This window comes from Cupriavidus pampae (assembly GCF_914271485.1).
Classification (GTDB): domain Bacteria; phylum Pseudomonadota; class Gammaproteobacteria; order Burkholderiales; family Burkholderiaceae; genus Cupriavidus; species Cupriavidus pampae.
Genome location: NZ_CAJZAG010000003.1, coordinates 696,688 through 704,317 on the forward strand (window position 1 = coordinate 696,688; position 7,630 = coordinate 704,317).

Sequence of the window (7,630 nt, forward strand, 5' to 3'; positions counted from 1 at the left end):
GCGTGCCGCAGGCGCCTAGACCGGCACCTGCAACGCGTCGGGGCGATCCCACCACCGGTGCTGACCGACGGCCTCGAGAAACGCCTTGTGGCCGACCGGCTGCTCCTTCTCGGTGACCAGCACACCTGGGCCCGCAAAGCCGCCATCGAGACCGGCAGCGCGCGCGGCGGCCGCTACCAGCAACGCGCCGTTACCGCCCGCGCCCACCGCCTTGTAATGCTTGTAGCTCTCGCTGACGAACAGCAGCGCGGCAGCGGGTGGCACGGTGGGTGGATTGTCGCCATCGGCCACGTACACGGCATCGAACAGCACCGAGCCCACCGACGGGAGTGCGTGATCGACCTTCAATGTCACGCCCTTGGCAGTGACCACCGCGTTTGCACGTGGCCCGATGATCTTCACCACCGCGCCGCCGGCCGTGGCCAGCTTGCGCAGCGAATCGATGGCCTCGTCGCGCACGCCGTCGTTGACGAGCACCGCGATCTGCCGGCCCTTGATCGCGCCCTTCGGCTGCGCGTCGAGACTCAGCGCGGGTGAGGTCGCGATGCCGTAGTCGTTGATCGGCACGTTGGGGCCAACCGGCACGACCTCGATGCCGAGGTTGGCCGCCACCTGTTCCGCGAGTTCGGGCGCGATATGTACGAGTTGCCCAACGACACGTTCGCGAATCTCGGGGCTCGCTACCTTCGAGAGCTCGAACGTGTAGGCGTCGACGATCTGCGTCTGCTCCACCGCGGACTGGCTGCGCCAGAACAGATTCGCCTGCGAAAAGTGATCGGCGAACGTGTGGCTGCGCATGCGGACTTTTACCGCGCCATCTTCAGCGGGCTGCGGGAAGTGCTTGTAGCCCTCCGCGTCGCCGGCCAGAAACGGGCAGCCGCCACTGATCGTGTTCGGCTGATAGCTCTCGCGGCCCTGCACGACGGTCTGGCGCATAAAGCCGTCGCGCTGATTGTTATGCACAGGGCAGAGCGCGCGGTTGATCGGCAGTTCGTGGAAGTTGGGTCCGCCGAGGCGCGTGATCTGGGTATCGGTGTAGGAGAACAGCCGTCCGGCCAGCAGCGGATCGTTGGTGAAGTCCATACCGGGCACGATATGGCCCGGGTGAAACGCCACCTGCTCGGTCTCCGCGAAGAAGTTGTCGGGATTGCGATCGAGCACCATCTTGCCGATGCGTCGCACCGGTACCAGCTCTTCAGGAATCAGTTTGGTCGCGTCGAGCAGATCGAAACCGAACTTGAGCGCATCGGTCTCGGCCACCAGTTGGACGCCTAGTTCGTACTCGGGAAACAGGCCCGCATCGATCGAGTCCCACAGATCGCGACGGTGGAAGTCGGGATCCTTGCCGTTGATCTTCAGCGCTTCGTCCCATACCAGCGAATGCGCGCCGCCGACGGGCTTCCAGTGGTACTTGACCAATGTGCCGTTGCCATTGGCATCGACGAGTCGGAACGTATGTACGCCGAAGCCTTCCATCGTGCGGAAGCTGCGCGGCAGCGCGCGGCCCGACATGGTCCACAGCACCATATGCATGGACTCCGGCTGCAGCGATACGAAGTCCCAGAACGTGTCGTGCGCGGAGGCCGCCTGCGGGATCTCGTTATGCGGCTCGGGCTTGACCGAATGCACGAAGTCCGGAAACTTGATGCCGTCCTGGATAAAGAACACCGGCATGTTGTTGCCGACCAGATCGAAGTTGCCCTGCCGCGTGTAGAACTTGGTCGCAAAACCACGCACGTCGCGCGCGAGATCGGGCGATCCACGCGAACCCGCGACGGTGGAGAATCGCACGAACACCGGCGTCTTCTCGCCGACGCGCGTGAAGATATCCGCCGTGGTTACATCGGCGAGCGACTCGGTCAACTCGAAGTATCCATGCGCGGCCGCGCCACGCGCGTGCACCACACGCTCGGGAATGCGCTCATGATCGAAGTGCGTGATCTTCTCGCGCAGATGAAAGTCTTCGAGCAATGTGGGACCACGCAGCCCCAGCTTCAGCGAGTCGTCATCCTGCGGCAGTTGCAACCCTTGATTGGTCGTCAGCGTGCGCCCCTGATTCGAGACGAGATTACCGACGGTCTCCGACCCAAGCCGCTTGGGCCGCCGATTCAGGCGATCGGCAACCGCGCGCTCGTAGCTACCGTCGTTGTTATCGCCAGCGCCTTGCGGCTTCGGTGGTGTGGTGTCCGGCGGCGTCCCAGTGGCGGCTGGACGAGCAGACTTTGCGGGAGGTGCAGCTTTTTTTGTCATGGCCGATTCCGAGGTGAAGGTGATCGAACCATGTCGAACCGCAGATTGCGTGCCATCCCTGCAAAGCGCGCACAGGTGCACGGGCACGCTCATTGGTGACGATGCCACCCCGGTTTTTTACATCGCCTTGTAAAAGCTGCGGAACACCGCGCTTGATGTGCGTCAGGCCTTTTCGCGTGCAAATGCTTCGACGAGAAAGTCAATGAACGCGCGTGCGCGCGCGCTCTGGTTGCGGCGGTTTGGGTAGTAGACGTACAGGTCGGCCGAGGGGAGCGTGAACTCGGGCAGCACCACGCGCAGGCGGCCGCTCTCGAGGTACTTGGCGAGGTCCCATTCCGAGCGGATCAGGATGCCGTGACCGTCGAGCGCCCAGCCGAGCACGATGTCGCCATCGTTGCTCGACAGGCTGCCCTCGACCTTGATGGCTTCGCTATGGTCGTCGTGCGTAAAGCGCCAGATGCCGTACGCATCGTCGTTCTGCCGATGGATGATGCAGCGGTGCCGCGCGAGGTCGGCGAGCGTACGGGGCGTGCCGTGGCGTTCCAGGTAACCCGGGGACGCACACAGGAAGCGTCGGTTCGACATGATGCGGCGCGCTGCCAGACGGCTGTCGGGTAGCGTGCCGAAACGAATGGCCAGGTCAAAGCCCGAGTCGACGAGATCGATCGGGCGATCGGTCACCTGCAGTTGCACCTCCACTTCAGGGAAGCGCCGCGCGAACTCCGAGACCAGTGGCGCGATGGTCGTGCGGCCGAACCCGAGGGTGGCGTTGACGCGCAGCAACCCACGGGGAGCCACGCCGCCGCTCGATACCGCGTCTTCCATCGCCCGCAGCTCGCCCAGGATGCGCGTCGCGTACGACAGGTAGGTCTCGCCCTCGTCGGTCAGGCTGACGCTGCGCGTGGTGCGGTTGACGAGCCGGACGCCGAGCCGGGCTTCCATCTGCGCGAGGCGCTTGGTGGCTGCTGGCGGCGTCAGGTCCATCTCGCGCGCGGCCGCGGCCAGGCTGCCGCGCTTGGCGATCAGCACGAAGAATTCGAGCTCGGAAGCCAGATCAGTCTTCACTGAGAGTTAATAGTCAATTGATTTACGGTGAATTCTAGGCTGGTTTGCCGCTTCTATGCTATCGACTCGGCCCTGCGATCCTTCCACAGCAGGCGCCCATGGAGACCCGTTCCAATGAGAATCGTTGAAATCCGCGAGAAGACCCTGCCGATCAGCTCGCCCATCCGCAATGCCTATATCGACTTCAGCAAGATGACGCTGAGCCTGGTCGCCGTGATCACCGACGTGATCCGCGACGGCAAGCCCGTGGTCGGCTACGGCTTCAACTCAAACGGCCGCTACGGCCAAGGCACGTTGATGCGCGAACGGTTTATCCCGCGCATTCTGGAGGCGGATCCGGAGTCGCTAGTCGACGCCACCGGCAACAACCTCGATCCGCACAAGATCTGGAACACGATGTTCACCAACGAGAAGCCTGGCGGTCATGGCGAGCGCTCGGTGGCCATCGGCACGATCGACATGGCAGTGTGGGATGCGGTGGCCAAGATCGAAGGCAAGCCGCTGTTCCAGCTGCTGGCTGACCGATATGGCGACGGCAAGCCGAACCGCAAGGTGTTCGTCTATGCCGCGGGTGGCTACTACTATCCGGGCCAGGATCACAGCAAGCTCAAGGACGAGATGCGCAGCTACATCGACCGTGGCTACACCGTGGTCAAAAAGAAGATCGGCGGCGCCTCGCTCGACGAGGATCTGCGCCGCATCGACTCGATCATGAGCGTGCTGCAGGATGGCCAGCGTCTGTGCGTGGACGCCAACGGCCGCTTCGACCTCGACACCGCGATCGCCTATGCCAAGGCGTTGTCGCAGTACAACCTGTTCTGGTACGAGGAAGCCGGCGACCCGCTCGACTTCGAGCTGCAGGCCACGCTGCGCAACTACTACGCCAACCCGATGGCCACCGGCGAAAACCTGTTCTCGATGCAAGATGCCCGCAATCTGATCCGTTACGGCGGCATGCGCGCCGATCGCGACTGGCTGCAGTTTGACTGCGCGCTGTCGTATGGCCTCGTGGAATACCTGCGCACGCTCGACATGCTCAAGGAGCATGGCTGGTCGGCCAGCCGCTGCATTCCCCACGGCGGGCACCAGATGTCGCTGAACATCGCCGCGGGCCTCGGCCTCGGCGGTAACGAAAGCTATCCGGATCTGTTCCAGCCGTTTGGCGGCTTCCCGGATGGGGTCAAGGTCGAGAACAGCTACGTGACCATGCCTGACCTGCCCGGCATCGGCTTCGAGGGCAAGTCCGATCTCTATAGCGTGATGCAGGCACTGTCAGCCTGATACTCGCCGACCCGCCTGGCAGCGTGCCGGCGGGTTTCTTGTTTCCGCTGTACGCTTGGCAACCGCAACACTCGCAATACCGGCAATACCCGCACGCAGTACCGAAAGCAGCACCACCATAATAATCAGGAGACAACCATGCTGAACCCGCGCGCGAGCCTTCGCGCCGCAGGCCTTGCAGTGGCCTGTGGTATCGCTGTAACCCCCGCAATCGCCCTCGCCGAATACCCCGACAAACCCGTGACCCTCGTCGTGCCGTTCGCCGCTGGCGGGCCCAGCGACAAGATCGCGCGCGACGTTGCCGAGGCACTGCGCAAGACGCTCAACCAGACCGTGGTGGTGGAGAACACCACCGGTGCCGGCGGCACCATCGGCACCGCGCGCGTGGCACGCGCCAACGCCGACGGCTACACGCTGCTGGTGCACCATATCGGCCTGGCCACGGCGCCGTCGCTGTATCGCAAGCTCGGCTACAAGAGCTCGGATCTTGAATTCCTCGGCCTGATCAACGAAGCGCCATCAACGCTGATCGGCAAACCACAGCTCGCACCGAATACGCTTGCGGACCTGCGCAAGCTGATCGCCGCCGATGGCGACAAGCTCAACCTCGCGAACGCGGGGGTGGGCTCGGCCTCGCACCTGTGCGGGTTGATGCTACAGAGCATGCTCAAGAGCAAGATGACGTTCGTGCCGTACAAGGGCACGGGCCCGGCGATGTCGGACCTGATGGGCAATCAGGTCGACCTGATGTGCGAGCAGGCCACCAACAGCACGCCGCAGATCGAAGGCAAGAAGGTGAAAGCCTACGGTGTCAGCAGCCTGCAACGCTCGGCGGTGCCTGCACTGGCGAACGTACCCACGTTGAACGAAGCCGGCCTGCCGGGCTTCAACTTCACGGTATGGCACGGCCTGTACGCCCCGCACGGCACGCCTCCCGCAGTGCTGACCAAAATCAACACCGCCCTACGCGCCGCCCTCAAAGACCCCGAGCTAATCAAACGCGAAGAAGCGCTCGGCATCACGGTAGTCACCGACGACCGCCTGTCTCCAGCGGGCCACAAGAAGTTCTACGAAACGGAAGTCGCACACTGGGGAAAGATCATTCAGGACGCAGGCATTCAACCGGAGTGATTTCGTAATGCTGCGATGGACGCTGTGAACAGCGTTCCATAGAGTTGCGTCGACGCATCGATCGGCACATCCCCGCAAGGGCGCCCCGATGCAAAGAGTGAAGGGCCTCCCTATTGGGAGGCCCTTCGTTTTGCGCAATCGACATGGAACACGCGGGTCCTAGCTACGATGATTATCGTCATGTACGAAGAAGCGACGGTGGACGCAACCACTGGCGCTGAGGTTTATACACCCCTCGGTCACGAAGCTCACCATGGCATCGAGCAGGTGCTTTTGCCTCTCAGTCCGACCGCAGGCAATCCTATCTTCCTCACGAAAAAATTCATCGGCCATCCTGAGTATCGCTGGCAGGTCCACAGCGTTCACCGCGCGCCGGGTGCCAACCGCATGATCTATCGCGTTCTGCTTATCCGACGCACCCAGATCGACAAGCAGTACTACCTAAAGAACATCCTGGCATCCCGCAGGAAAGGGGCCCGCAGCGTACTGCACCCTTGGGCGCTGGTGGAAGTCGAGTTCGGTCACCACTTCAACGTTGGCGATGCGACGGGCAACTTCAAGGAAAGCAAACAGTATGTCGACACAATTCAGCTATACAGCATGCCAAAGCGACGTCTGGCAGTGGTGACACAGGTCATCGAACGTAAGGCAGAAGACCTTGTACAAGTCATTCCAATAAGCTCGAAGCTACCCGAGGCCGATGAGCAATCGACCGTTGAAGTGACCTCGCAACTGATACGCATGGTTCATTACCAGAAACGAAGTTGGGCCATTTGCACAATGATCCAAACCGTGACCGCCAGTCGGATCATTGCCCCGCTCGTAGCGCGCACGAGCAGACTGCATTCGCGTGACCCAACATTCGGCATCGTCGTGCGAGGCCACATTCGCACCCAGTTGAAAGACGCGATTCTGCACGGCGTAGCTGCAGGTAGTCGCATCAGCGATACCCAATCGCTCATGGCTGAGAAAGCACTGTCTGCCCGACTGAGCGCAGAGGTAGCATCGATGGAAACGAAGTTGGAACTCTTCGCGCTGTATGAGCAGGTGGCAGCCGATTCAAAGCTGACGCTAGACGAGATGCGTCAACTGTTTCCCCAACATGCCACGCACATAGACGTTTAACGAAAGTTTGGTGAAGCATTGTGAGAGGCTACGCGTCGGGATATACTTTCTTCCGTTTGGTGATGGGTCCCGGCCAGGACCGGCCATCGCGACGGTTAAGAGCCTCCTGGGCAGCACCTTCTTTAAGCAAATCCGCCCTAGTGGCGGATTTTGCTTTTCTGGCTTGCATTGGTCGCAGCCGATGCGATTTCGTAGCGCGGCGATGGGGCTGGGTGCACGGCGCGACCTCGCGGTGCGGCTCGACTGCAAGCGCCTCGATGCCTCCATCCGACGCGTTCGCCACCAACCTGCGCTACTCGCACGCGCGGGTTCGCTCGAAAGTCACCCTTCGTCATGGCTAGCGGCGTGACACCATAGCGATTTCGCTCGATTGCTGTCATAAACTGTCAGTCTTTCTGTGCCTTCAACTGTAGAAAATGAACCCAGACGAGATTCGAGCGAGCATCCTTGACGGAACAATTAGAGCGATTTCTGTAGACACTTGTATCTTTGACGCTTCCGGATTGCGTCTCGAACATGGGCAACTGAAACAGTTGGAGGGCTTGGCCGCATCCGGGTTTCGATTGGTATTCTCTGAAATGACCCTGAAAGAGCTTCGTGGGCATCTGGCAAAGAAGACCGAAGAGGCACGCTCGTCGCTCCAAAAGGGGCTTGCAGAATCAGTTACTGTTGAGTTGCACCCGATCCTGACCCACTAGGGCCTGTAATTTGCATCGAATGTTGACCCACGTATAGAACACTGTCCTGCTCGGCAACGCGCAGGAGTTCGGAGTGATCG

Annotated in this window: 6 protein-coding genes; 4 read left to right on the top strand and 2 right to left on the bottom strand. The window is 61.5% G+C overall.

Annotated elements, in window-relative coordinates:
* Positions 1-15 precede the first annotated feature (15 nt).
* Both LDO41_RS10850 and LDO41_RS10855 read right to left on the bottom strand, forming a co-directional pair.
* A complete protein-coding gene (locus tag LDO41_RS10850) occupies positions 16-2,250 on the bottom strand; it encodes a catalase (RefSeq protein WP_223986774.1) in 2,235 nt (744 codons plus the stop codon).
* 162 nt (positions 2,251-2,412) lie between these two features.
* On the bottom strand, positions 2,413-3,315 hold the full coding sequence (locus tag LDO41_RS10855; protein ID WP_223986777.1) for a LysR family transcriptional regulator: 903 nt from the start codon (positions 3,313-3,315) through the stop codon (positions 2,413-2,415).
* Between the two features lie 114 nt (positions 3,316-3,429).
* On the opposite strand from LDO41_RS10855, the gene LDO41_RS10860 reads away from it, so the two are divergent.
* The 4 genes from LDO41_RS10860 to LDO41_RS10875 all read left to right on the top strand — a co-directional run bounded on the left by LDO41_RS10860 (position 3,430) and on the right by LDO41_RS10875 (position 7,550).
* Positions 3,430-4,596: a mandelate racemase/muconate lactonizing enzyme family protein gene (locus LDO41_RS10860; RefSeq protein ID WP_223986780.1), complete on the top strand. Its 1,167-nt coding sequence runs from the start codon at positions 3,430-3,432 to the stop codon at positions 4,594-4,596.
* Between the two features lie 138 nt (positions 4,597-4,734).
* Complete coding sequence (locus tag LDO41_RS10865) at positions 4,735-5,727, top strand: tripartite tricarboxylate transporter substrate-binding protein (RefSeq protein ID WP_223986783.1); 993 nt, start codon at positions 4,735-4,737, stop codon at positions 5,725-5,727.
* 180 nt (positions 5,728-5,907) lie between these two features.
* Positions 5,908-6,852 carry a type II toxin-antitoxin system PemK/MazF family toxin gene (locus tag LDO41_RS10870; protein ID WP_223986800.1) on the top strand — a complete coding sequence of 315 codons (945 nt, stop codon included), beginning with the start codon at positions 5,908-5,910 and terminating at the stop codon, positions 6,850-6,852.
* A gap of 416 nt (positions 6,853-7,268) precedes the next feature.
* Complete coding sequence (locus tag LDO41_RS10875) at positions 7,269-7,550, top strand: PIN domain-containing protein (RefSeq protein WP_223986803.1); 282 nt, start codon at positions 7,269-7,271, stop codon at positions 7,548-7,550.
* The last annotated feature ends 80 nt before the right edge of the window (positions 7,551-7,630 follow it).

Excerpts from the sequence above, each read along its gene's own strand:
- LDO41_RS10865 (WP_223986783.1), top strand. The coding sequence starts at position 4,735 with ATGCTGAACCCGCGCGCGAGCCTTCGCGCCGCAGGCCTTGCAGTGGCC.
- LDO41_RS10875 (WP_223986803.1), top strand. The coding sequence starts at position 7,269 with ATGAACCCAGACGAGATTCGAGCGAGCATCCTTGACGGAACAATTAGA.
- LDO41_RS10850 (WP_223986774.1), bottom strand. The coding sequence starts at position 2,250 with ATGACAAAAAAAGCTGCACCTCCCGCAAAGTCTGCTCGTCCAGCCGCC.
- LDO41_RS10860 (WP_223986780.1), top strand. The coding sequence starts at position 3,430 with ATGAGAATCGTTGAAATCCGCGAGAAGACCCTGCCGATCAGCTCGCCC.
- LDO41_RS10870 (WP_223986800.1), top strand. The coding sequence starts at position 5,908 with ATGTACGAAGAAGCGACGGTGGACGCAACCACTGGCGCTGAGGTTTAT.